This is a genomic window from Vibrio sp. 10N.261.52.C2, assembly GCF_041471425.1.
GTDB lineage: Bacteria > Pseudomonadota > Gammaproteobacteria > Enterobacterales > Vibrionaceae > Vibrio > Vibrio crassostreae_C.
On sequence record NZ_JBFROH010000109.1, the window covers coordinates 1 to 332 of the forward strand.

Annotated in this window: 2 tRNA genes; both read right to left on the bottom strand. The window is 42.2% G+C overall.

Going from position 1 to position 332, the window contains the following annotated elements:
- Window positions 1-79: 79 nt before the first annotated feature.
- Window positions 80-164, bottom strand: a tRNA-Leu gene (locus AB4307_RS21935).
- A gap of 55 nt (window positions 165-219) precedes the next feature.
- Window positions 220-296 (bottom strand) — tRNA-Met (locus AB4307_RS21940).
- Window positions 297-332: the final 36 nt, after the last annotated feature.

The window sequence follows — 332 nt, forward strand, 5'->3', positions numbered from 1 at the left end:
ATCAAAAGCCAGTGTCTTACCGCTTGGCGATAGCCCAACAATGAATGGTCAACTAATGAAAGAAAAACATTCTAAATAATGGTGCGGTCGGAGAGACTTGAACTCTCACACCTCTCGGCGCCAGAACCTAAATCTGGTGCGTCTACCAATTCCGCCACGACCGCAGCAAATCTTTATAGTCATACTGAATATTGGTGATTCAATAAAACGTTGTATAAATGGTGGCTACTGCGGGATTTGAACCTGCGACCCCATCATTATGAGTGATGTGCTCTAACCAACTGAGCTAAGTAGCCAATAATAAATCTAATCGATTCACTATTTGTTCTCTA